This window comes from Pseudomonas fluorescens (genome assembly GCF_001307155.1).
Classification (GTDB): Bacteria; Pseudomonadota; Gammaproteobacteria; order Pseudomonadales; family Pseudomonadaceae; genus Aquipseudomonas; species Aquipseudomonas helvetica.
In genome coordinates, this window is record NZ_CP012830.1 from 5,128,548 (window position 1) to 5,151,735 (window position 23,188).

At 59.8% G+C, this 23,188-nt stretch carries 24 protein-coding genes; 9 read left to right on the plus strand and 15 right to left on the minus strand.

Annotated features, from left to right (window positions below):
- Positions 1–90: 90 nt before the first annotated feature.
- Positions 91–420, minus strand: a complete 330-nt coding sequence (locus tag AO353_RS23400) for a DHCW motif cupin fold protein (RefSeq protein WP_054597108.1) — start codon at positions 418–420, stop codon at positions 91–93.
- Between the two features lie 194 nt (positions 421–614).
- Between AO353_RS23400 and AO353_RS23405 the strand changes: the two genes are divergently transcribed.
- Positions 615–815 carry a hypothetical protein gene (locus AO353_RS23405; RefSeq protein ID WP_054597109.1) on the plus strand — a complete coding sequence of 67 codons (201 nt, stop codon included), beginning with the start codon at positions 615–617 and terminating at the stop codon, positions 813–815.
- A 69-nt stretch (positions 816–884) separates the two neighbouring features.
- Here the strand turns inward: AO353_RS23405 and AO353_RS23410 are convergent, their stop codons facing one another.
- A complete protein-coding gene (locus AO353_RS23410) occupies positions 885–1,169 on the minus strand; it encodes a hypothetical protein (RefSeq protein WP_054597110.1) in 285 nt (94 codons plus the stop codon).
- Between the two features lie 276 nt (positions 1,170–1,445).
- Between AO353_RS23410 and AO353_RS23415 the strand changes: the two genes are divergently transcribed.
- Positions 1,446–2,033, plus strand: coding sequence for a LysE family translocator (locus tag AO353_RS23415; protein ID WP_054597111.1), 588 nt, complete (start codon positions 1,446–1,448; stop codon positions 2,031–2,033).
- Between the two features lie 10 nt (positions 2,034–2,043).
- On the opposite strand, the gene AO353_RS23420 is transcribed toward AO353_RS23415, so the two are convergent.
- Positions 2,044–2,877, minus strand: coding sequence for an AraC family transcriptional regulator (locus AO353_RS23420; RefSeq protein ID WP_054597112.1), 834 nt, complete (start codon positions 2,875–2,877; stop codon positions 2,044–2,046).
- Between the two features lie 37 nt (positions 2,878–2,914).
- Positions 2,915–3,418, minus strand: a complete 504-nt coding sequence (locus tag AO353_RS23425; protein ID WP_054597113.1) for a VOC family protein — start codon at positions 3,416–3,418, stop codon at positions 2,915–2,917.
- A gap of 281 nt (positions 3,419–3,699) precedes the next feature.
- Between AO353_RS23425 and AO353_RS23430 the strand changes: the two genes are divergently transcribed.
- From AO353_RS23430 to AO353_RS23440, 3 genes are read left to right on the plus strand one after another with little or no spacing between them, the layout of a single operon-like run.
- Positions 3,700–4,161 carry a (2Fe-2S)-binding protein gene (locus AO353_RS23430; protein ID WP_054598315.1) on the plus strand — a complete coding sequence of 154 codons (462 nt, stop codon included), beginning with the start codon at positions 3,700–3,702 and terminating at the stop codon, positions 4,159–4,161.
- Between the two features lie 2 nt (positions 4,162–4,163).
- Entirely contained in the window at positions 4,164–6,332 is a 2,169-nt protein-coding gene (locus AO353_RS23435) for a xanthine dehydrogenase family protein molybdopterin-binding subunit (RefSeq protein WP_054597114.1), read from the plus strand.
- Between the two features lies 1 nt (position 6,333).
- Complete coding sequence (locus AO353_RS23440) at positions 6,334–6,912, plus strand: hypothetical protein (RefSeq protein WP_054597115.1); 579 nt, start codon at positions 6,334–6,336, stop codon at positions 6,910–6,912.
- 36 nt (positions 6,913–6,948) lie between these two features.
- Here the strand turns inward: AO353_RS23440 and AO353_RS23445 are convergent, their stop codons facing one another.
- Complete coding sequence (locus AO353_RS23445; protein WP_054597116.1) at positions 6,949–7,374, minus strand: VOC family protein; 426 nt, start codon at positions 7,372–7,374, stop codon at positions 6,949–6,951.
- Positions 7,375–7,488: 114 nt separating this feature from the next.
- On the opposite strand from AO353_RS23445, the gene AO353_RS23450 reads away from it, so the two are divergent.
- Positions 7,489–8,343, plus strand: a complete 855-nt coding sequence (locus AO353_RS23450; RefSeq protein ID WP_054597117.1) for a LysR family transcriptional regulator — start codon at positions 7,489–7,491, stop codon at positions 8,341–8,343.
- A 131-nt stretch (positions 8,344–8,474) separates the two neighbouring features.
- On the opposite strand, the gene fabI is transcribed toward AO353_RS23450, so the two are convergent.
- The 8 genes from fabI to gloB all read right to left on the minus strand — a co-directional run bounded on the left by fabI (position 8,475) and on the right by gloB (position 19,218).
- Positions 8,475–9,269 carry an enoyl-ACP reductase FabI gene (fabI, locus tag AO353_RS23455; RefSeq protein WP_054597118.1) on the minus strand — a complete coding sequence of 265 codons (795 nt, stop codon included), beginning with the start codon at positions 9,267–9,269 and terminating at the stop codon, positions 8,475–8,477.
- 19 nt (positions 9,270–9,288) lie between these two features.
- The gene (locus AO353_RS23460; protein WP_054597119.1) at positions 9,289–10,899 is read right to left on the minus strand and encodes an ABC transporter ATP-binding protein; all 1,611 of its coding nucleotides are present in this window, start codon (positions 10,897–10,899) and stop codon (positions 9,289–9,291) included.
- 1 nt (position 10,900) lies between these two features.
- The gene (locus AO353_RS23465) at positions 10,901–11,920 is read right to left on the minus strand and encodes an ABC transporter permease (protein ID WP_054597120.1); all 1,020 of its coding nucleotides are present in this window, start codon (positions 11,918–11,920) and stop codon (positions 10,901–10,903) included.
- Position 11,921: 1 nt separating this feature from the next.
- A complete protein-coding gene (locus tag AO353_RS23470) occupies positions 11,922–12,995 on the minus strand; it encodes a microcin C ABC transporter permease YejB (RefSeq protein WP_054597121.1) in 1,074 nt (357 codons plus the stop codon).
- A 1-nt stretch (position 12,996) separates the two neighbouring features.
- Positions 12,997–14,838 carry an extracellular solute-binding protein gene (locus AO353_RS23475; RefSeq protein ID WP_054597122.1) on the minus strand — a complete coding sequence of 614 codons (1,842 nt, stop codon included), beginning with the start codon at positions 14,836–14,838 and terminating at the stop codon, positions 12,997–12,999.
- Positions 14,835–16,661 carry an extracellular solute-binding protein gene (locus AO353_RS23480; protein WP_054598316.1) on the minus strand — a complete coding sequence of 609 codons (1,827 nt, stop codon included), beginning with the start codon at positions 16,659–16,661 and terminating at the stop codon, positions 14,835–14,837. The genes AO353_RS23475 and AO353_RS23480 overlap by 4 nt, the downstream gene beginning before the upstream one ends.
- Before the next feature lie 256 nt (positions 16,662–16,917).
- A complete protein-coding gene (locus tag AO353_RS23485) occupies positions 16,918–18,351 on the minus strand; it encodes a transglycosylase SLT domain-containing protein (RefSeq protein ID WP_054597123.1) in 1,434 nt (477 codons plus the stop codon).
- A 99-nt stretch (positions 18,352–18,450) separates the two neighbouring features.
- Positions 18,451–19,218 (minus strand): hydroxyacylglutathione hydrolase, encoded by a 768-nt coding sequence (gene gloB / locus AO353_RS23490; protein ID WP_054597124.1) that lies wholly within the window; start codon positions 19,216–19,218, stop codon positions 18,451–18,453.
- 65 nt (positions 19,219–19,283) lie between these two features.
- Here gloB and AO353_RS23495 point away from each other — a divergent pair, with 65 nt between their 5' ends.
- Both AO353_RS23495 and rnhA read left to right on the plus strand, forming a co-directional pair.
- A complete protein-coding gene (locus AO353_RS23495; protein WP_054597125.1) occupies positions 19,284–20,042 on the plus strand; it encodes a class I SAM-dependent methyltransferase in 759 nt (252 codons plus the stop codon).
- Positions 20,043–20,133: 91 nt separating this feature from the next.
- Positions 20,134–20,586 (plus strand): ribonuclease HI, encoded by a 453-nt coding sequence (gene rnhA, locus AO353_RS23500; RefSeq protein WP_019690633.1) that lies wholly within the window; start codon positions 20,134–20,136, stop codon positions 20,584–20,586.
- Positions 20,587–20,595: 9 nt separating this feature from the next.
- Here the strand turns inward: rnhA and AO353_RS23505 are convergent, their stop codons facing one another.
- Entirely contained in the window at positions 20,596–20,910 is a 315-nt protein-coding gene (locus tag AO353_RS23505) for a DUF2388 domain-containing protein (RefSeq protein ID WP_054597126.1), read from the minus strand.
- Between the two features lie 107 nt (positions 20,911–21,017).
- Positions 21,018–21,908, minus strand: a complete 891-nt coding sequence (locus tag AO353_RS23510; protein WP_054597127.1) for a LysR family transcriptional regulator — start codon at positions 21,906–21,908, stop codon at positions 21,018–21,020.
- Between the two features lie 127 nt (positions 21,909–22,035).
- On the opposite strand from AO353_RS23510, the gene AO353_RS23515 reads away from it, so the two are divergent.
- On the plus strand, positions 22,036–23,184 hold the full coding sequence (locus tag AO353_RS23515; protein WP_054597128.1) for a muconate cycloisomerase family protein: 1,149 nt from the start codon (positions 22,036–22,038) through the stop codon (positions 23,182–23,184).
- Positions 23,185–23,188 lie beyond the last annotated feature (4 nt).

Consider the following 23,188-nt stretch of genomic DNA (forward strand, 5'->3'; position numbering starts at 1 on the left):
ATATGTTTTTATTGGATGTGGGCCGGATTTGCAGATCAATGGTCGTCTTGTGCCTCGTTACCCCTGCGTTTACGGCCCAGCGAGGCGAGGTCAATCAACCACAAACAGCTTCGCCCCCGTCTCCGTCGACGACCGGTGAGACTCCGCATTATCCGCCACTTGATAGCTCATGCCGGGTTTCAGCACGAACTGGCGCCCATCTTCGAGTTCAGTGTGCAGCTCGCCTTCAAGACACAGCAGGATGTGGCCCTTCAAGCACCAGTGGTCTGCCAGATAACCGGCGGTGTATTCGATCATTCGGACGCGAATTGCGCCGAACTGTTGTGTGCGCCAATAGGCGCTGCCGCGTTCGCCGGCGTGGACGGTGGGTTCGACGGTCGACCAGTCGGTGGTGCCGAACGGGATGGCTGCTATATCCATGGCGAGCTCTTGAAGTCAGGAGAGAGAACCGATTTACGCAGCTGGTGGCAGGTTGTCAATTGATGGGATATCTCCAGAAGCTGAACCCAGACTGTCAGCCTGCAATGTTTCATTATGTTTCAGCTAATCTGGCGGCGTAGGATGCTTGACTCGGATCGTGCATCGCCTCGTTTCCAGCCAAGGGGAACTGAACAATGAAGTTGAACCTTGTCAAAATCTTTTTGATCACCGGCACGTTGTTGTTGAGCGCGTGCTCTGGCGTGACAACCAGCAGCTGTTTTTCAGACGATTGCCATCAATTCGACGGTCGTAGTGCCAACAAGATGAGTTTTGGTGGAAGCCCGATCGGCAACAGCTTCAATCAATACAGTTCGGGGCTGTTGCAGCACGACTGATTCGGCCATTTGCAAACCGCATACGCCGATGGCAATCATCGGCGTACTGATCTCTGTGTTCCCACAATCCTAAACGTACGGCTGGCCGCTGAATCCCCGTGGGAGTCGTTGCTGGCCCGGCATCTCGCTGAGCCTTTTGATCCAGGACGCGCGCCAGTCAATCGAGGCGTGGGCGACTTTGGCTCTACGCGCCGCTCGACGTGCGGCGTTGCGAGCGTCTTTTCGGGCGTCCTTGAACGCGTCGGTATTGCGGCAGCTGCGGCATTTGACGCGGGCAAATTCAGTCGTAGACGGAAGATTGCTGCCATGGCGGCCGCAAGCCAGGTGCCCGGCAGTTTTATAGTGAGTCACCATCGGAGGATCTCCTTTGCAATGATTTCGGCGTAGCGCAAGGGTCACTTGCCACATCCCTGTCGGTGACTCTGCTCTTCTGTCTGGACTCGCTGCCCGTTCAACGGTGTGGGGGGGCAGAGACCGCGATCCCATTACTATTAATGACACCTGGGTGACCGACGCGTTCGATCTGAAATGTCGAGGACTGCACGGGGGTGTTTTTCTTCAATACAGGTCTATCAGCGTTCTCCTACTTTGAGCGCCGGGATGTCCCGAAGTTATTGAAGAAGGTGCGCAATGAGTCTGATCATTTCCATGGCCGCGTTTGCGCTGGCGTCGTCGATCACCCCTGGGCCGGTGAACATCGTTGCACTGAGCTCCGGCGCGCAGTACGGCTTTCGTGCCAGCCAACGGCATGTAGCGGGTGCAACGCTGGGGTTTGTGCTGTTACTGGTGTTGATGGGGTTGGGTCTGCATGAACTGCTAAAACTCTGGCCATCGCTGACACGGGCGGTGCAGTTGTTCGGGGTGGCGTTCCTGTTGTTCATGGCCTGGAAGCTCGCCACTGACGATGGTCGGCTCAGTGCAGGTGATTCAGGACAAGCGCCGACGATGTTCTACGGCGCGCTGATGCAATGGCTAAACCCGAAAGCCTGGCTGGCCTGTGTCGCGGGGATGGGGGCTTTTGTTGCCGACGGCGAAGCGCAGCTGGTCTGGCAGTTTGCCGCGGTGTATCTGGTGGTCTGCTACCTGTCGGTGGCCTGCTGGGCTTATGCCGGGACCTTTCTGCGACAGTACCTGAGCAATGCCGGCGGCATGCGGTTGTTTAATCGGTTCATGGCGTCGTTGCTGGCGGTGAGTGCGGGTTACTTGCTGTTGCCATAAATCTCGGGCTTTAACCGCGATACTGCCCCGGCGTCGCGGCCAAATGCTGTTTGAACGCTCGCTGAAAATGCGCCTGATCAGAGAACCCGGCTTCCAGCGCCACGTCGGCAATCAACTTGCCTCGACGCAGTTGGCTGCGGGCGAACTGGATGCGATGGTTGACCAGAAACGCGTGGGGTGTCATGCCGTAATGCTGCTTGAAAGCACGGATCAGGTACGACGCAGACAGATCTGCCGCCTCGCAGATGTCTTCGAGTTTCAGCGACAGGGTGCAGTTGTCGCGGATGTACTCGGCCGCTCGCTCCAGCTTGAGGTTGGGTTCGCGAACGCTCAATTCAGCCGGATTGAGCGTTTGCTGCACTTGAGTAAAAAACGCTACGGCGGCACTGTGTTTTTGCAGCGTCTCCAGCTGTTCGTCGAGCAATATGTCATACAGCTGATTGAGCCCGCTAAACAGCCCGGCGTCGTTGCAGTGGGTGGTTGAAAAGCGCCGAAAGTCCAGCTCTTTGCTGAACCCCAGTTGATGCTGAAGGTCGTTCAACCACGGTGTATCGACATACAGCATGCGATAAGACCAGGGCTGATTGTCGATCGGGTTACAGGCATGGACATCGCCGGGGTTCATCAGCACCACGGTGCCGCTGCCGACTTCAAACGCGGCGTGTTCATGGAGATAGGTGCTGCGCCCGGCGGTGATCGCACCGATGGAAAAAAACTCGTGGGAATGTCGGGCGTAACAGACTTCGCGGCCATCAGCGATGGAGCGCGCTTCGATGAAGGGCAGTGCGTCATCGCGCCAGAAGCGAGGGGCTTTGTCGGCATTTTTGGCGATGGCGTGTTTCATCCGCGAGCGTCCTTTGGCAGTTCAGTTGGGGAGTGTATTAGCTCTCGCCATTAAAGGCTCGCTCGAGTGTGGCGATGTCGAGTTTCTCCATCTGCAACATCGCCTGCATGACGCGCTGGGATTTGGCGGTGTCCCTGTCGGTCATCATTTCCATCATCACCACCGGCACGATTTGCCAGGACAGGCCGAACTTGTCCTTGAGCCAGCCGCATTGCTGGGCCTGTTTGTCGCCACCGGCAGACAGCGCGTTCCAGAAGTGGTCGATTTCATATTGGGTATGGCAGTTGACCTGGAACGAGACGGCCTCGTTAAAGCGAAACACCGGGCCGCCATTGAGTGCGGTAAAGGTCTGGCCATCGAGCATGAAGCTGACAGTCATCACTGAACCCTCGGGCCGGCCATGGAGCTCGAAACCGACCTTGCCATAGTGAGTGATGGCGGTAATGGTCGAGTGCTCGAACACCGAACAGTAGAACTGTGCAGCGGCTTCGGCCTGATCGTCGAACCACAGGCAGGGTGTGAGCTTCTGAATGCGCGACATGAAGGTTCTCCTCCAGGAATGATCAGGCTGGACTATTAGCGTAGTCAGCCGGTGATCGTCAGGCGTAACCGTCAATCGACAAGCTGCGGGTGTAGGTCGGTTGATGCTTTGAAACACAGGGCTGCTTCCTGGGAAGTGGCCCTTTTTTGTGACCGGTGGTCGCGCAAACCAAGGCTTCGGGAAAATTGCGCTTAGCTCAATGGATAAACCGAGGCGCGCGTAGGCAGTCGTTGCCACAGTGACGCCATGAAAGGACATCGTGAGTGACTGAGGAGACCGCCGTGCTGACGCTCAATATCAATGGCAAAGACCAATCCCTGGACGTGCCCGGCGACATGCCGCTGTTGTGGGTATTGCGCGATGTCGCGCACTTGACCGGCACCAAGTTCGGCTGCGGCATGGCCCAGTGCGGCGCCTGCACGGTTCATGTCGACGGCGCGCCGTTGCGCTCCTGCATCACTCCGGCGGCGGCCGTCGCCAACGGGCAAAAAATCCTCACCATCGAAGGCTTGTCGAGCGACGGTTCGCACCCGGTGCAACGCGCCTGGGCTGAGATCGACGTGGTGCAATGCGGTTATTGTCAGTCGGGGCAGATCATGTCGGCGGCGGCTTTATTGGCGAAAATCCCGTCGCCGAGCGACAGCGATATCGATCAGGCGCTGTCGGGCAATATCTGTCGGTGCGGGACCTACCCGCGCATTCGTGCGGCGGTCAAACGTGCTGCGCAAATCGGGGAGGCATAACGATGAATGCGAAGATCGAGACTTCTCGACGGGATTTTTTGAAAAGCACTGCCGTGCTCGGTGCAGGGCTGGTGGTGGCGTTTGTCATTCCGGGAGCCAATCGCTTTGCCCAGGCGGCATCGACGCCGGACGCGGTGTTCGCCCCCAATGCCTTTTTGCGCATCGCGCCCGATGGCAGCGTGACCATTCTGTTGGGGCACTCCGAAATGGGGCAGGGGATCTGGACGGGCCTGACCATGTTGATCGCCGAAGAGCTGGATGCCGACTGGACGAAAATCCGCGTCGAGCATGCACCGGCATCGGCAGCCGATTATGGTTTGCCGGCCTTTGGCGGCATGCAGATCACCGGTGGCTCGACCTCGACCTGGATGGAATTCGACCGCTACCGTCAGGCTGGCGCTGCCGCACGCTTGATGTTGATCGAGGCCGCCGCCAAGCGCTTCAACGTCGCACCCTCGAAGATACAAACCGAACCGGGCGTGGTGATTGCCGGCGATCAGCGCGCCACTTACGGTGAGTTGGCCAATGACGCCGGCCAACTGCCGGTGCCCGATCCGGCGTCGATCAAGCTCAAGGACGCCAAGGACTGGAAGATCATCGGCAAACCGACCAAGCGCCTGGATACCCCGGAAAAAATCACCGGCCAGGCGAAATTCGGCATGGATGTGCAGTTCGATGGATTGCTGACGGCCGTGGTTGCACGCCCGCCGGTGTTTGGTGGCAGTGTCAAATCATTCGATGGCGCGGCGGCATTGGCGCTGCCGGGCGTGCATAAAGTCGTGCAGGTGCCAACAGGCATTGCGGTGGTGGCCGATCATTATTGGGCCGCCAAACTCGGTCGCGATGCGTTGAAAATCGACTGGGACCTGGGACCCAATGCCGGGCTCGACAGTGATGCCTTGCTGCAAAATTTCCGCAAGCTCGCCGCGATCCCCGGCACTCCGGCCAGCCAGGCGGGCGACATCAGCGCCGCGCTGAGCAAGGCGGTGAAGACGATTGATGTTGAATACAGCGTTCCCTATCTGGCCCATGCACCGATGGAGCCGCTCAACTGCACGGTGAAAATCACCCCGGACAAATGCGAGATCTGGACCGGCACCCAATTCCAGACGCTGGACCAAATGATCGCGGCGAAAATCACCGGGCTCAAACCCGAGCAGGTCGAGATTCATACCGAATTCCTCGGGGGTGGTTTTGGCCGTCGAGCCAATCCGACCTCGGACTTTGTCAGCGAGGCGGTGCAAGTCGCGAAGGCGGCCGTTGCGCCAGTGAAAACCGTCTGGTCGCGGGAGGATGACATACGCGGTGGTTACTACCGCTCGGCGTTCCTCCATCACGCGCGCATTGGCCTGGATGCCAAGGGCATGCCCCAGGCCTGGCAGCACGTACTGGTCGGGCAGTCGATCATGGACGGCACCCCATTCGAGGCGACGATGGTCAAGAATGGCGTCGATGCGACCTCGGTCGAAGGCGTGGCCGACAGTCCGTATATCAAGGGCCTGGCCAACCACCTGGTCGATCTGCATTCGCCGAAAACTGGCATCAGCGTGTTGTGGATGCGTTCTGTGGGGCACACGCACACCGCATTTGTCGTCGAGTCACTGATCGATGAACTGGCCACGGCGGCCGGCAAGGATCCAGTGGAATATCGACGGACCTTGCTCAAGGAGCATCCGCGCCATCTCGGGGTGCTGAACCTGGCGGTGGAGAAGGCCAACTGGAAGGCGCCGCTGCCTGCGGGGCACGCGTTGGGCGTGGCGGTGCATGAGTCTTTTGGCAGTTACGTCGCGCAGGTGGCCGAGGTGTCCCAGGACAACCTGAAGATTCGTGTGCACCGCGTGGTCTGTGCGGTCGATTGCGGTGTCGTGGTGAACCCGGCGAGCATCGCCGCGCAGATGGAATCGGGCATCACCTTTGGCTTGGGGTTCACCTTGCACAGCAAGCTGACCTTCAAGGACGGGAAAGTGGTGCAGTCCAATTACCATGACTTTCAGGTGTTGCGCCTGAATGAAATGCCTGTGGTCGAAGTGCACATCGTCCCCAGCACCGAAAAACCGGGCGGTATCGGCGAGACCGGGGTACCACCGACGGCACCGGCGGTGGCCAATGCGGTGTTCGCCCTGACCGGGCAACGCTTGCGTGAACTGCCGCTGCAACTGGCGGGGGTGTGAAATGAGACGGCATCTGTTTCTGGGCGCGCTGCTGTTGCTCGGGGGCGGTGGTTACACCTCTGAGCTGTTTGCCGACGATCAAGCCGCACTGGCGGCGTTTGCCACGGTGCAGAAGGTGTTCCAGAGCCCGCGTTGCCAGAACTGCCATATCCCCGATGACTCGCCCTTGCAGTTCGACGCCGGGAAACCGCATGCCATGAACGTGGTTCGCGGCACTGACGGCAAGGGGGCGGCGGGCCTGCCCTGTGCAACCTGCCACGCCGACACCAACCCGCCCGCCAGTTATGGCCCCCACGCACCACCCGGTGCGCCGCGTTGGGGCTTGCCTTCAGCTGCCCATAAAATGGCCTGGATCGGTCTGCCGGCCGATCGGCTGTGCCAGATGATCAAGGACCGTTCGAGCAACGGCGACCGTGATTTTGCCGCGCTGATCACTCATGTCAGCGACGACAAACTGGTGCTCTGGGGCTGGAATCCCGGAGGCAACAGGGCCCCGGTGCCGGTGCCTCACGATATTTTTGTCACCCAGTTCAAGCTGTGGGCAGACGCGGGTGGGCCATGTCCGGTGGCGGGGAGCTAGACGGGATCCGCTCGCAGGCCGGCATGATGCTGAAGGTTACTTGGCGAACAACTGGCCGATGTCCTTGAACGCCTTGAACTCCAGCGCGTTGCCGCAGGGGTCGAACAGAAACATCGTCGCCTGTTCGCCCACCAGTCCTTTGAAGCGAATGCCGGGCTCGATCACGAAACGCGTGCCCAGTGATGTGAGCCGTTCGGCCAGGGACTCCCATTCTTCCATCGACAGCACCACGCCGAAATGCGGGACCGGCACGTCGTGACCGTCCACGGCATTGGTGTGGGCGGATTCCTGGGTGGCGGTTTTCGGGTGTTCATGGATAACCAATTGGTGGCCGAAAAAGTTGAAGTCCACCCAGTGCTCGCTGGAGCGTCCTTCCTCCAGGCCGAACACCTGTCCATAGAAAAGCCGCGCCGCTGCAAGGTCATACACTGGAATGGCCAGATGAAAAGGGGAGAGACGCATGGTGTTCAAGCCTCGATGACAGGAGAGTTGAGCTGATTCTAGTCTTGTGATTTTTGATTAAAAGACGATAATTTTTGCCTTCAGCTCAAATAAAATCGATCAATCGAGGCGCTCATGCTGCGTGAACTGAAAACCTTCATCGCCGTGACTCGCTATGGCACGTTCGCCGCAGCCGGCATGCACATTGGCCTCACGCAATCGGCCGTCAGCGCGCAAATGCGCAACCTGGAGCGGGCGCTGGGTATTCGCCTGTTTGACCGCACCGGGCGTCAGGCCATCCTCAACGCGGCCGGGCAGCGAGCGTTGCCGATGGCCCGGGAAATCCTCGAAACCTTTCAGCGCATGGCCGTCAGTGACGACGTTAGCGAGTTTCGCGGCGAATTGAGAGTCGGCGCTGTGGCGACCGCCCAAACCGGTTTGCTGCCTCAGGCGTTGCTACGTTTGCGGCAGCAGGCGCCGTTGCTCGAGCCGAAACTGGTACCTGGCGTGTCACTCAACCTGTTGAGTCAGGTCGACGCTGGCGAGCTTGATCTGGCGATCCTGATCAAGCCACCCTTTGAACTGCCCAAGGAACTGTCGGCCCAGGTGATCCGGCAGGAGCCGTTTGTGTTGATCGTGCCGCCGAACCTTGAGGGCGAGGATCCTTTGCAGATACTCAGCACACATCCACAGGTGCGTTATGACCGCAACTCGTTCGGTGGCCGGCTGGTGACAGGCTTTCTGCGCGAGCAGCAGATCGAGGTTAAAGTCGCGCTGGAGCTGGATGAGCTGGAAGCGATTGTGAAAATGGTCGAGTGCGGGCTGGGGGTGGCGTTGATTCCCCGGGCGGGGCTTTGGCTGGACTATGGCGCAAAGGTCAGGATCATCTCGCTGGGCGAACTGACGTTCTATCGGGAGATCGTGCTGTTGCAGCGCTACAGCCAGCGTACACAACCGATCCAGCAGTTGTTTGCGCGATGCCTGGTTTAGGTTCTGTAGGAGCCTGGCTTGCCAGCGATGGCGATCTAGCGGACGCTATCGCTGGCAAGCCAGGTTCCTACAGGACTTGCACAAGGTACAAGAAACCCGCCATCGGCGGGTTTCTTGTTAACGCGTGAAGATCACTCTTCGATGTTGCCCATGGCGGTGGTGTTGAAGCCGCCGTCCACGTACATGATTTCGCCGCTGATGCCGGACGCCAGGTCCGAGCACAGGAAGGCGCCGGCATTGCCGACTTCGTCAATGGTGACGTTGCGACGCAGCGGCGTTTGCGCTTCGTTGGCGGCCAGCATTTTACGGAAGTTCTTGATGCCGGAAGCGGCCAGGGTGCGGATCGGGCCAGCCGATACGGCGTTGACGCGGGTGCCTTCCGGGCCCAGGGAGCCGGCCAGGTAACGTACGCCAGCTTCCAGCGAAGCCTTGGCCATGCCCATTACGTTGTAGTTCGGCATGGTGCGCTCGGCGCCCAGGTACGACAGGGTCAGCAGGCTGCCATTGCGGCCTTTCATCATCTCGCGGCCCGCTTTGGCCAGGGCCACGAAGCTGTAGGCGCTGATGTCGTGAGCGATACGGAAACCTTCACGGGTGGTGGCTTCGGTGAAGTCGCCGTCCAGTTGGTCGCCCGGAGCGAAGCCAACGGAGTGCACGATGCAGTCCAGGCCGTCCCATTTTTTGCTCAGTTCTTCGAAAACCCTGGCGATTTCTTCATCGCTGGCCACGTCGCACGGGAAGCACAGCTCAGGGCTCGAACCCCAGCCTTGTGCGAACTCTTCGACACGACCCTTGAGTTTGTCGTTCTGATAAGTGAAGGCAAGCTCAGCGCCCTCGCGATGCATGGCGGCAGCGATACCGGATGCGATGGACAGCTTGCTGGCGACACCGACGATCAGTACGCGCTTACCGGCGAGAAAACCCATGTGTTGCTCCTCTTTCAGGTTATTGCGCAGTGGCTGGTGCCAGGAAAGCGGCCTCCAGCAACTGCTGTGTATAAGGATGTTGCGGTGCGGCAAAGATACCTTGCGCGTCACCTTGTTCGACCACTTGGCCGTGCTTGATCACCATCAACTGGTGACTCAGCGCTTTAACCACCGCCAGGTCATGGCTGATGAACAGATACGTCAGGTTGTACTTGCTTTGCAGTGAGCGCAGCAGTTCAACCACTTGGCGTTGCACGGTGCGGTCGAGGGCCGAGGTCGGCTCGTCCAGCAAGATCAACGCCGGTTTCAGTACCAGGGCTCGGGCAATGGCGATTCTCTGCCGTTGCCCGCCGGAAAACTCGTGGGGATAGCGGTGCCGGGTTGCCGGGTCCAGACCGACTTCCTTGAGTACCGCGATAATCGCCAGCTCCTGCTCGGTCTCTGTACCGATCCGGTGTATCCGCAGGCCTTCGCCGACGATCTGGCTCACGCTCATCCGTGGGCTCAGGCTCCCGAAGGGGTCCTGAAACACCACCTGCATTTCCCGCCGTAGCGGCCTTACCTGTTGTTGCGAAAGGCAATCCAACGACTTGCCTTCAAAACGGATCGCGCCTTTGCTGGCAATCAACCGCAAAATCGCCAGACCCAGCGTGGACTTGCCCGAACCGCTCTCGCCGACAATGCCCAGGGTCTGCCCCTGGGGCAGGCTGAAGTTGATTCCGTCCACGGCTTTGACGTAATCGACGGTGTTGCGCAAAAAGCCTTTTTTGATCGGGAACCAGACTTTCAGGTCCTCGACTTGCAGCAATGGCGGGCCGATGACATTGGTTGCCGGGTTGCCACGAGGCTCCGCTGCCAGCAGCTCCCGGGTGTAAGGATGCTGCGGCGCGCGGAACAGCTCTTCGCACGATGCCTGTTCGACGATGCAACCCTTCTGCATGACACATACGCGATGCGCGACTCTTTGGACCAGGTTCAAATCGTGGCTGATCAGCAGCAGCGCCATGCCCAGACGGGCCTGCAGCTCCTTGAGCAGCTCAAGGATTTTCAGCTGAACCGTCACGTCCAGTGCGGTGGTCGGTTCGTCGGCGATCAGCAGTTCCGGTTCGTTGGCCAGGGCCATGGCGATCATCACGCGCTGACGCTGGCCACCGGACAATTCATGGGGCAGGGCCCTGAGCCGTTTGTGCGGCTCGGGAATTCCCACCAGTTCCAGCAGCTCCAGGGTGCGCTGGGTCGCGACCTTGCCGGTCAGGCCTTTGTGAATGCCCAGTACCTCGTTGATCTGTTTCTCGATCGAGTGCAGCGGGTTCAGCGAGGTCATTGGCTCCTGAAAGATCATCGCAATCCGGTTGCCACGAATGTGCCGGATGGTTTTCTCTTTCAGCGACAGCAGGTCATGCCCGGAGTAGGTGATGGTGCCGGTGGGGTGGCGCGCCAAGGGGTAGGGCAGCAGACGCAGGATCGAGTGCGCCGTCACCGATTTGCCGGAGCCGCTTTCGCCGACCAGCGCCAGGGTTTCACCGCGCTTGATGTCGAAGCTGACGCCTTCCACCACCCGTTGCACGCTTTCGCCGACCACAAACTCGACAGAGAGGTTGCGCACTTCGATCAGATTGTCCTGATTCATTTCACTTCCTCGGGTCGAAGGCATCGCGAGCGGACTCGCCGATAAACACCAGCAAACTCAACATCAGCGCCAGCACCGCAAAGGCGCTCATGCCCAGCCACGGCGCTTGCAGGTTGGATTTGCCCTGAGCCACCAGTTCACCCAGCGATGCACTGCCTGCCGGCAGGCCGAAGCCGAGGAAGTCCAGCGCGGTCAGGGTGCCGATAGCGCCCGTGAGGATGAACGGCATGAAGGTCATGGTCGAGACCATGGCGTTGGGCAGGATGTGCTGGAACATGATTGCGCCGTTCTGCATCCCCAGCGCGCGGGCGGCGCGTACGTATTCCAGGTTACGCCCACGCAGGAACTCGGCGCGGACCACGTCGACCAGGCTCATCCAGGAAAACAGCAGCATGATCCCCAGCAACCACCAGAAGTTTGGCTGCACGAAACTGGCGAGGATGATTAGCAGGTACAACACCGGTAAACCCGACCAGATCTCCAGGAAGCGCTGCCCGGCCAGATCGACCCAGCCGCCATAGAAACCCTGCAAGGCACCGGCAATCACGCCGATGATCGAACTGAGAATGGTCAGCGTCAGCGCAAACAGCACCGACACCCGGAAGCCGTAAATCACCCGCGCCAGCACGTCGCGGCCTTGATCGTCGGTGCCCAGCAGGTTGTCTGCCGAGGGCGGTGCCGGTGCTGGGACTTTCAGGTCGTAGTTGATGCTTTGGTAGCTGAACGGGATCGGCGCCCACAAAGTCCAGGCGTCCTTGGCCTTGAGCAGTTCGCGGATGTACGGGCTCTTGTAGTTGGCTTCCAGCGGGAATTCGCCGCCGAAGGTGGTTTCCGGGTAACGCTTGAGTGCCGGGAAATACCATTGGCCGTCGTAATGCACCGCCAACGGCTTGTCGTTGGCGATTAGTTCGGCACCGAGGCTCGCGCCAAACAGGATCAAAAACAGCCACAGCGACCACCAGCCACGCTTGTTGGCCTTGAACCGTTCGAAACGTCGGCGATTGAGAGGGGACAGGTTCATCTCAATGCTCCCGGTGTTCGAAGTCGATCCGTGGATCGACCAGGGTGTAGGTGAGGTCGCCGATCAGTTTCACCACCAGCCCCAGCAGGGTGAAGATGAACAGGGTGCCGAACACCACCGGGTAGTCGCGGTTGATCGCTGCTTCAAAACTCATCAGGCCCATGCCGTCGAGCGAGAAGATCACTTCCACCAGCAACGAACCGGTGAAGAAAATCCCGATGAAGGCCGAAGGGAAGCCGGCGATCACCAGCAGCATGGCGTTGCGAAACACATGGCCATAGAGCACGCGATGGCGGGTCAGGCCCTTGGCCTTGGCGGTGACGACGTACTGTTTGTTGATCTCGTCGAGGAAGCTGTTTTTGGTCAACAGGGTCATGGTCGCGAAGTTACCGATCACCAGTGCCGTCACCGGCAGCGCGATGTGCCAGAAGTAATCGCGGATCTTGCCCATCCAGCTCAATTCACTGAAGTTATTCGAGGTCAGGCCGCGCAGGGGGAACCAGTCCAGGTAGCTGCCGCCGGCAAATACCACGATCAGCAGGATCGCAAACAGGAACGCCGGGATCGCATAGCCGACGATGATCGCCGAACTGGTCCAGACGTCGAAGTGGCTGCCGTGCCGGGTGGCCTTGGCGATCCCCAGCGGGATCGATACCAGGTACATGATCAGCGTGCTCCAGAGCCCGAGGGAAATCGACACCGGCATCTTTTCCTTGATCAGGTCGATGACCTTGGCGTCACGGAAGAAGCTGTCGCCGAAATCCAGGGTGGCGTAGTTCTTGATCATGATCCACAAGCGTTCCGGCGCCGACTTGTCGAAGCCGTACATGTGCTCGATTTCCTTGACCAGCGCCGGGTCCAGGCCCTGCGCGCCGCGATAGCTGGAACCGGCCACCGAGACTTCGGCACCGCCGCCGGCGATGCGGCTGGTAGCGCCTTCGAAGCCTTCGAGCTTGGCGATCATCTGTTCCACCGGGCCGCCGGGCGCGGCCTGGATGATCACGAAGTTGATCAGCAGAATGCCGAACAGGGTTGGGATGATCAGCAACAGTCGCCGAAAAATATACGCCAGCATCTTATTGCTCCATGCCCGCAGGATCGGCTTGTTCTTTGGTCAGCACTTCGATCGCAGGTTTAGCGTCGGGTTTGATCCACCAGGTAGAAATGCCCACGTCATTGGTCGGTGAGACTTTCGGGTGGCCAATGTGATTCCAGTACGCAACGCGCCAAGTCTTGATGTGCCAGTTGGGGATCACGTAATAGCCCCATTGCAACACCCTGTCGAGCGCCCGGGCGTGGGCCACCAGGCTTTTGCGCGAGTCGGCGTTGATCAGCTCTTCGACCAGTTCATCGACTACCGGGTCTTTCAGGCCCATATAGTTTCGGCTGCCGGGTTTGTCGGCGCTTTCGGACTTCCAGAATTCGCGCTGTTCGTTACCCGGTGAGCTGGATTGCGGGAAGCTGCCAACCACCATGTCGAAGTCGCGCGAGCGCACGCGGTTGATGTACTGCGACACGTCGACCCGACGAATCACCAGGTCGATCCCCAGGTCGCTCATGTTGCGTTTGAACGGCAACAGCACCCGCTCGAACTCGGTCTGCGCCAGCAGGAATTCGATGCTGACCGGTTTGCCGGTGGTATCGACCATCTTGTCGTCGACGATTCGCCAGCCGGCTTCCTGCAACAGTTGATAGGCCTTGCGCTGCTGGGTGCGGATCATTCCGCTGGCATCGGTCGCCGGGTTCTGGAACGCTTCGCTGAAGACCTGCTCGGGGATTTTGCCCCGGAACGGATCGAGGATCGCCAGTTGATCCTGATCCGGCAGACCGGTGGCGGCCATTTCCGAGTTTTCGAAGTAGCTGCGGGTGCGCGCGTAGGCTCCGTTGAACAGCTGCTTGTTGGTCCATTCAAAATCCAGCAACAGGCTCAGGGCCTGGCGCACACGCACGTCCTGGAACATCGGGCGGCGCAGGTTGAAGACAAAACCCTGCATGCCGGTGGGGTTACCGTTAGGGATCTGTTCCTTGATCAGGCGACCCTCGGTAACGGACGGCGTGTTGTAGGCGTTGGCCCAGTTTTTCGCGCTCATCTCCTGCCAGTAATCGAACTGTCCGGCCTTCAGCGCTTCCAGTGCGACGGTGTTGTCGCGGTAGTAATCGATGGTCATGTTGTCGAAGTTGTAAAAGCCCCGATTGACCGGCAGGTCCTTGCCCCAGTAGTCCTTGACCCGCTCATAGCGGATCGAACGTCCGGCCTTGACCTCGCTGACCTTGTACGGGCCGCTGCCCAGCGGAATCTCCAGATTGCCCTTGCTGAAGTCGCGGTGTTCCCACCAGTGCTTGGGTAATACCGAGAGCTGTCCAAGGATCAGCGGCAGCTCGCGGTTGCTGGTGTGCTTGAAGGTGAACAGCACCCGCAACGGGTCCTCGGCGATCACGTTGTCGACGTCGCTGTAGTAATCGCGATACAGCGGCGAGCCGCTTTTCATCAGGGTCTGGAAGCTGAACACCACGTCTTCGGCACGCACCGGATGGCCGTCATTAAAACGCGCCTCGGGGCGCAAGTAGAAGCGCACCCAACTGTTGTCCGGGGCCTTTTCGATTTTGCCGGCGATCAAGCCGTATTCGGTAAATGGCTCATCCAGCCCGTGTTTGGCCAGGGTGTCGTAGATCAGGCTAATGTCATCGGCGGCCACGCCTTTGCTGATGAACGGGTTGAGGCTGTCGAAGCCACCGAAGCCGGCCTGACGGAAGATCCCGCCCTTGGGCGCGTCCGGGTTCACGTAGTCGAAATGCTTGAAATCAGCCGGGTATTTCGGCGGCTCGTTGTACAGGGTCAGGGCGTGCTGCGGGGCAGCGTGGGCCGTGCAGGCAAGCCCTGCAAAGACCAGACCCAGCAGGGTACGCAAACGCATCATTGGGCTTTCTCCGAAGTCTTCAGCCACCACGCATTCAGCCCCAGGGTGTAGGGCGGCGTGGTGACGAAGGCGAACCGGTTGCGGTACGCCAGGCGATGATAATTGATATACCAGTTGGGGATGCAGTAGTGCTGCCACAGCAGCACCCGATCCAGCGCTTTGCCGGCCGCCAATTGCTCGTCACGGGATTTTGCCGCGAGCAGCTGTTCGAGCAAATGATCGACCACCGGGTTGGCAACGCCCGCGTAATTCTTGCTGCCCTTGACCGAGGCCTGGCTCGAGTGGAAGTACTGCCACTGCTCAAGTCCGGGGCTGAGGGTCTGGTCGAGGGTCATCAGGATCATGTCGAAATCGAACTGGTCCAGACGCTGTTTGTATTGGGCACGGTCGACGGTGCGCAGGTGCGCGTCAATGCCGATACTGGCGAGGTTCTCGGCGTAGGGCTGGAGAATGCGTTCCAGGTTCGGATTGACCAGCAGGATCTCGAAACGCAGTGGCTGCCCGGCCGCATTCTGCAGGCGCTGGCCATTGAGCTTCCAGCCAGCCTCGGCGAGCAAACCCAGCGCCCGGCGCAGCGTTTCCCGGGGGATGCCGCGGCCGTCGGTCTGCGGCAGGCTGAAGGGCTCGGTGAACAGCTTGGCGGGGAGCTGATCGCGGTAGGGCGAGAGCATCAGCCATTCATGGCCGACCGGAACGCCTGTGGCTGTGAATTCGCTGTTGGGGTAATAACTCATGGCCCGTTTGTAGGCGCCGCTGAACAGGGCGCGGTTGGTCCATTCGAAGTCGAACATCAAGCCCAGGGCTTCACGCACCTTGTCGTCGGCGAACGTACTGCGCCGGGTGTTCATGAACAGGCCCTGGGTCTGGGTTGGAATCTGGTGGTCGATCTGCGCCTTGATCACCTCGCCACGCCGCACGGCCGGGAAGCTGTAGCCATTGGCCCAGTTCTTGGCCTGGTGCTCGATGTAGATATCGAACTCGCCGGCCTTGAATGCCTCGAACGCCACGTCGCTGTCGCGATAAAACTCGACCTCGACGCGATCATAGTTGTACTTGCCGCGGTTGACCGGCAGGTCCTTGCCCCAGTAATCCTTGACCCGCTCGAACACCAGTTGCCGCCCCGGCTGAACCTCGGTGATGCGGTAAGGGCCACTGCCCAGCGGCGGTTCGAAGGTGGTCGCCTTGAAGTCGCGACCTTCCCAGTAATGCTGCGGCAACACCGGCAACTCGCCCAGGCGCTGGATCAGCAACGGATTACCGGCACGCTTGAACACGAAACGGATGCGCTGTGGGTTGAGGATGTCGACCCGCTGCACTTCCTGAAGATTGGTGCGGTATTGCGGATGACCTTCCTTGAGCAACAAGCGATAGGAAAACGCGACGTCGTAGGCGGTGATCGGTGTGCCGTCGTGAAAGCGTGCTTGCGGGCGCAGGTTGAACACGACCCAGCTGCGGTCTTCGCTGTATTCGACAGACTGGGCGATCAACCCGTAACTGGAGGCAGGTTCATCGCCGGACGGCGCGTACTGCCCCGTACCGACCATCAACGGTTCGTTCAGCTCGTTGATGCCGTACTGCAGAAAGTTCGGGGTCGCGACCGGGCTGGTGCCCTTGAAGGTGTAGGGGTTGAGCGTATCGAAGGTGCCAAATGCCATGACCCGCAATGTACCGCCCTTGGGCGCTTGCGGATTGACCCAGTCGAAGTGGGTGAATTTGGCCGGGTACTTGAGTGTGCCGAACTGCGCATAACCATGGCTTTCGCTGATCGTTGCGCTTGCGGGGAAGCTCAAGGCCAGACTGATTAGGAGCAGGAGGGGACGTATCAAGGCAGAGATCCGGTCCAGGCGGCTTGGGCTTTGTGGACCGTACAGTAACAGCTTGTATCGACAGGAAAAAGGTAGGGGCTAAGGTAGGGCTTTTTGTGGCGAGGGAGCTTGCTCCCGCTCGCCTGCGCAGCAGGCGTGAACCCCGTGTATGTGATGTGCCTGAAAGAACCGGATGACACGTTTTGGGGCCGCTTCGCAGCCCAGCGGGAGCAAGCTCCCTCGCCACAAAAAGCCCCAATGCCCAGGGCGGGTCTTAACGCGGGGAAGAAACCGTCAGCACCTGTCCAGGCTTGAGGGCCTGGCCAACACGTGGATTCCAGCGCTTGAGGTGTTGCATCTCAACGTTGAAGCGCTTGGCAACGATGTACAGCGAGTCGCCTTGCTTGACCTTGTATTGGGTCTGCTTCTTGCTGTTGGCTGCAACCACTGTGCTGATGCGTCCACCGCTGCGCTTGCTCTTGCTGGTGTCTCGCATCACCAGGGTCTGGCCAACCTTGAGGTCCTTGCCGTTCAGCTTGTTCCAGTGTTGCAGGTCCTTGACCTCGACTTTGTTGGCCTTGGCGATCTGCGTCAGGTTGTCGCCGCGTTTGACCCGGTAGCTGCGCTTGAGCGTTGCCAGCTCGCGGTCGTCTGCACCTTCGAAAACCGGTTTGAGCGGACGCTGGCTGATCAGCTCTTCGGGTTTCATGGTCGACAGGCTGGCGGTCAGCAACTGCGCCTTGGACGTCGGCACCAGCAGGTGCTGGGGACCGTCGATGGTGGTGCGTTGCTTGAAGGCCGGGTTGAGCTGGAACAGTTCGTCTTCGTCGATATTGGCCACCGCGGCAACCTTGGACAGGTCCATGCGCTGGTTGATTTCGACGACTTCAAAATAGGGTTGGTTGGCGATCGGGTTGAGGTTCACGCCATAGGCTTCTGGCGACAGCACGACTTGTGACAAGGCCAGTAGCTTGGGCACATAGGCCTGGGTTTCCGCCGGCAGTGGCAGGTTCCAGTAGTCGGTTGGCAGGCCGAGCTTTTCGTTGCGCTCGATGGCCCGGCTGACCGTGCCTTCACCGGCGTTGTAGGCCGCCAGGGCCAGCAGCCAGTCACCGTTGAACATGTCGTGCAGGCGGGTTAGGTAGTCCATCGCCGCGATGGTCGACGCGGTGATGTCGCGGCGACCGTCATAGAAGCGGGTTTGACGCAGGTTGAAGTAACGCCCGGTGGACGGGATGAACTGCCATAGGCCGACCGCATCGGCGCGCGAATAGGCCATCGGGTTGTAGGCGCTTTCAATCACCGGTAACAGCGCCAGTTCCAGCGGCATGTTGCGTTCTTCAAGGCGTTCGACGATGTAGTGGATGTACAGGCTGCCACGTTCGCTGGCGCCTTGCAGAAACGATGGATTGCTGGCGAACCACAGGCGCTGTTGCTCGATGCGCGGGTTGACGCCCAGCCCGTCCTGCAACTGGAAGCCCTGGCGCATGCGCTCCCAGACGTCCTGCGCGGCTTGTGGGCTTGGCTTCTCGTTGATCCAGATAGGTTTTTGTTTGGTCCGGGTAGAAAGCGTATGTGCCACGTCGGTTTGTGGCACCTGACTGGTGCTTTGGCAGCCCGCCAGGGTGGCGGACACAGCCACCGCGATGGCTTGAGCCAAGCGGGTCAATGCGTCTGAATTGATGGATTTACGAATAGATGACGACATTGGCTGGAAGTTAGTTCCGGGCAAAAATGTCGGGCGATTCTAGAAAGCGTACGGGGTGCGGTCAACCATTCAGAATTTTTGTACCAATAGTGGCCCTCTCTAGAACGTATCTTTCCATGCCCGAAGAGCCGCAAAAACCTCACTCGGAGCCCGGTTATCCTGGCCATTCCGTTCGTCTACTTTTTCTTTAACGGATGTTTCGCCAGTACGTAGAAAAGGGTTGGTAAGTTTCTCCAGCGCCAGGGTCGACGGTAGCGACATGCCACCTGACTCGCGTAATTGGGAGACTTTCTCGAGACGCTCGGCAATGTCCGGGTTGTTCGGCTCGACAGCCGCAGCGAAGCGCAGATTGCTCAGGGTGTACTCGTGGGTGCAGTACACCAGCGTGTCTTCGGGCAACGCGGCCAGGCGGCTGAGGGAGTGGTGCATTTGTGCCGGCGTACCTTCGAACAGGCGTCCGCAACCGGCGGCGAACAGGGTGTCGCCACAGAACAGCAGCCCCTGATGGTAGTAAGCGATATGACCCAGTGTGTGGCCCGGCACCGCATACACGTCGAACTCCCGGCCGAGTACGCTGACGCGATCATTATCGTTCAGGGCGATGTCGCGTCCGGGGATGTTTTCGCTGGCCGGGCCGTAGACCGTGGCGCCCGTCGCTTTTTTGAGTTGCTCGACGCCGCCGACGTGATCATGGTGGTGATGGGTGACCAGGATGTCGCTGAGCTGCCATCCCGGATGCATGGCCAACCAGGCCTGCACGGGGGCGGCATCACCCGGATCGACCACGGCGCAGCGCTGGCTGCGGTGATCCTGTAACAACCAGATGTAGTTGTCGGTGAAGGCGGGAAGGGCACTGATCTGTATCATCGCAGGATTCGCCAAGCGGAAAACAATGGTGCATCTTAGAGCTTCTTGGCGAGTTGGAGAATGCAATGACCGATAAAGCGTTCGCTCAGGCTGATCCTGACTGGCTGGCATTGATCAGTGCCGCTCGCGAGTGGCTGTCAGGTCCCATCGGCCAATTTTTGTTGAATGAAGAACGCCGGATGCTCGAAGACGAACTGGGGCGTTTCTTTGGCGGCTACCTGGTGCATTACGGCCCTTCGGCCGAAACGCCACCGGCGGCGAAGCAGGTGCAGCGCAATGTCCGTCTGGGAGCGCCGCTGCCGGGGGTGGAAATAGTCTGCGAAGAACAGGCCTGGCCGATCAGTGAGCACGCCGCCGACGTGGTGGTGATGCAGCACGGGCTGGATTTCTGCCTGTCGCCGCATGGCCTGCTGCGCGAGGCAGCCAGCGCGGTGCGTCCCGGCGGGCACCTGTTGATTGTCGGGATCAACCCCTGGAGCAGTTGGGGGTTGCGCCACATGTTTGCGAGCGACGCCATGCGCAAGGCGCGTTGCATTTCGCCGTCGCGGGTCGCCGACTGGCTCAACCTGCTGGGGTTCGCGCTGGAGAAACGCCGCTTCGGGTGCTATCGTCCGCCGCTTGCGTCCCCGGCGTGGCAAGCCCGCTTGGCCGGTTGGGAACGCAAGGCCGGTGACTGGCAGCTGTCCGGTGGCGGTTTCTATTTATTGGTGGCGCGCAAGATCGTCGTCGGCTTGCGACCGGTCCGCCAGGTGCGCCGCGAGCCTATGGGCAAGTTGATCCCGCTGCCGATGGCCAAGGTCAATCGACGCCACAGCGAGCCGTAATAAACACTTTATTTTCCCGGCCGGGCTTGCCCGGCCTTGGGCGTTGTCGATCATTGATCGGCAGCCACAGACATTTTCTGGATAGGTTGGCATGAGCGATAGCGTAGAACTCTTCACCGACGGCGCCTGCAAGGGCAATCCTGGCCCCGGCGGCTGGGGCGCACTGCTGGTGTGCAAGGGCGTTGAAAAGGAACTCTGGGGCGGCGAAGCCAATACCACCAATAACCGTATGGAACTGATGGGCGCCATTCGTGGCCTTGAAGAGCTCAAGCGTTCTTGCGACGTATTGCTGGTCACCGACTCGCAATACGTGATGAAAGGCATCAACGAATGGATGGTCAACTGGAAGAAGCGCGGCTGGAAAACTGCGGCGAAAGAGCCAGTGAAGAACGCTGATCTGTGGAAGCAGCTCGACGAGCAGGTTAACCGCCACAACGTTACCTGGAAGTGGGTGCGCGGCCACGTCGGGCATCCCGGTAACGAACGCGCCGACCAGTTGGCCAACCGTGGTGTCGACGACGTCCGGGGTTACAAGCAGGACTGACGCCTCAAATCACAGCACCAGAATCGCCGCGGCCAGTTGCTCATCCGAGTAGACCTGACCGGCGAGCATGCTACGGATCCGTTCAAATGCGGCCTCCAGCTGAACGCCGCGAATGTCGCCACGACTGGCGACAAACGCCGCCGCATCGGATTTTGCAGCCAGCACGATCTTGTCATCCTTGAATGAGCTGCTGGTACCTTTGGTGGGACTCATGCTCATGCTCAGGGTGATGTCGGTGCTCATCACAAAACTGGTGGCTCGCACCGCTGTGCTGAACAGACTGCCGACAATCAGCAGGGTTATAAGGGTGGAGGTTGTCGTCATGACGTGCGCGATTCCTGTGGGAAATACTCGGGGCGCACGCTAACAGGGGGGCCGCTCAGCCATCTTTATGAGCTTTGCGAATGAATGTTAAAAACTGCGCAAGGCCGTTACACCGGCTTGCGCAGTCGCAACGCTTCGATCATTTTCAGGCAATGATTCAATCCCGGTGAGACATCGCCGACGCGTCGGCTCAGGATGATCGGCGAGGTGGCATTGGTTTCCAGTACCGGCGTGAAACCAATGTCGTCGCGATGCAGCAACTGTACCGAGGCCGGCACCAGCGTGACGCCGATACCGGCGCCCACCAGGCCAATGGCGGTTTGCAGCTCGTTGGTCCATTGCGCGACCTTGATGCTCACCCCGTAGGACTCGAACAGCGCGATCACATGGTCGGCATAGCTGGGGCGGGGATTGCCGGGATACAGCACAAATGGTTCATTGGCCAACTCGGTGAGGCTGATGGGGCCGGCCAGGAGTGGATGACCAGCGGGCAGGGCAGCCACCAGACGGTCTTCATTCAATACGGTTTGAATGATTGCCGGGTCATCGATACGAATCCGCCCGAAGCCAACGTCGATACGTCCGGCCTTGAGCGCTTGCACCTGTTGCAGCGTGGTCATTTCCGACAGGCCGAGCTCCAGTTCCAGCGACTCGTTGCTGCGCAGTCGGCGAATCAGTTCGGGCAGCACGCCATACAGGGTCGAAGGGGCAAAACCGATACCCAGCCAGGTCTTTTCGCCCAGGCCGATACGTCGGGTGTTGTCGCAGACCTTGCTCAATTGCTCAAGCAGGGCGCTGGAGTGCTCAAGGAAAAACCGCCCGGCTTCGGTCAGACGCAATGGCCTGCCGCGTTCCAGCAACACCACCCCAAGTTCATCTTCCAGTTGCTGGATTTGCCGGCTCAACGGTGGCTGGGCGATGTGCAGGCGTTCGGCGGCGCGGGTGAAATTCAGGGTTTGACCCAGCACCTGGAAGTAACGCAGATGACGCAGCTCCATGAGCCCTCCACAGTCGGCGATGGTGAATACCTTTAAGGTATCGATCCAGACCAATTCTATATTGGAACCTTGAAAAAAGCCGTACGAGAATCCGTCACAGAACTTCAAGAACCTGACGGGTATCGACATGCTTTCTTCTGCCATTGAATCGATCGAGACGATCATCGTCGATCTGCCGACTATCCGCCCGCACAAGCTGGCGATGCACACCATGCAGAATCAGACGCTGGTGATCATCCGCGTACGTTGCGCCGACGGTATCGAAGGCATCGGCGAATCGACCACCATCGGTGGCCTGGCCTACGGTAATGAAAGCCCGGACAGCATCAAGACCAACATCGACAAGCACTTTGCGCCGCTGCTGCTGGGGCAGGATGCTTGTAACATCAATGCGGCGATGTTGCGCCTGGAGCGCAGTATTCGCGGCAATACCTTTGCTAAATCCGGCATCGAAACTGCTTTGCTTGATGCTCACGGTAAACGCCTTGGGCTGCCGGTCAGTGAGTTGCTCGGTGGCCGTGTACGCGACTCGCTGCCAGTGGCCTGGACGCTGGCCAGCGGTGATACCGCCAAGGACATCGCCGAAGCCGAGCAGATGCTCGATCTGCGTCGCCACCGGATCTTCAAGTTGAAGATCGGTGCCGGCGAAGTCGACCGCGACCTGGCTCACGTCATTGCGATCAAAAAAGCCTTGGGTGACCGCGCCAGCGTGCGCGTTGACGTTAATCAGGCGTGGGATGAAGCGGTCGCACTGCGGGCTTGCAGGATTCTCGGCGGCAACGGCATCGACCTGATCGAACAGCCGATTTCGCGCAACAACCGTGCTGGCATGGTGCGCCTGAACGCCATGAGCCCGGCGCCGATCATGGCGGACGAGTCGATCGAGTGCGTGGAAGATGCGTTCAACCTGGCACGCGAAGGCGCGGCCTCGGTGTTCGCACTGAAAATCGCCAAGAACGGCGGCCCCCGTGCAGTGCTGCGCACCGCGGCGATTGCCGAAGCGGCAGGTATCGGCCTGTACGGCGGCACCATGCTTGAGGGCGGGATCGGCACGCTGGCCTCGGCCCATGCCTTCCTCACGTTGAACGAGCTGAGTTGGGACACCGAGCTGTTCGGCCCGCTGTTGCTGACCGAAGACATCCTCAGCGAGCCGCCGGTTTACTGCGATTTCCATTTGCATGTTTCGCAGGCACCCGGCCTTGGCCTGAGCCTGGACGAAGAGCGGCTGGCGTTTTTCCGCCGCGACAAAACCTCCACTGCCATTCATTCCGCCTGAGGAG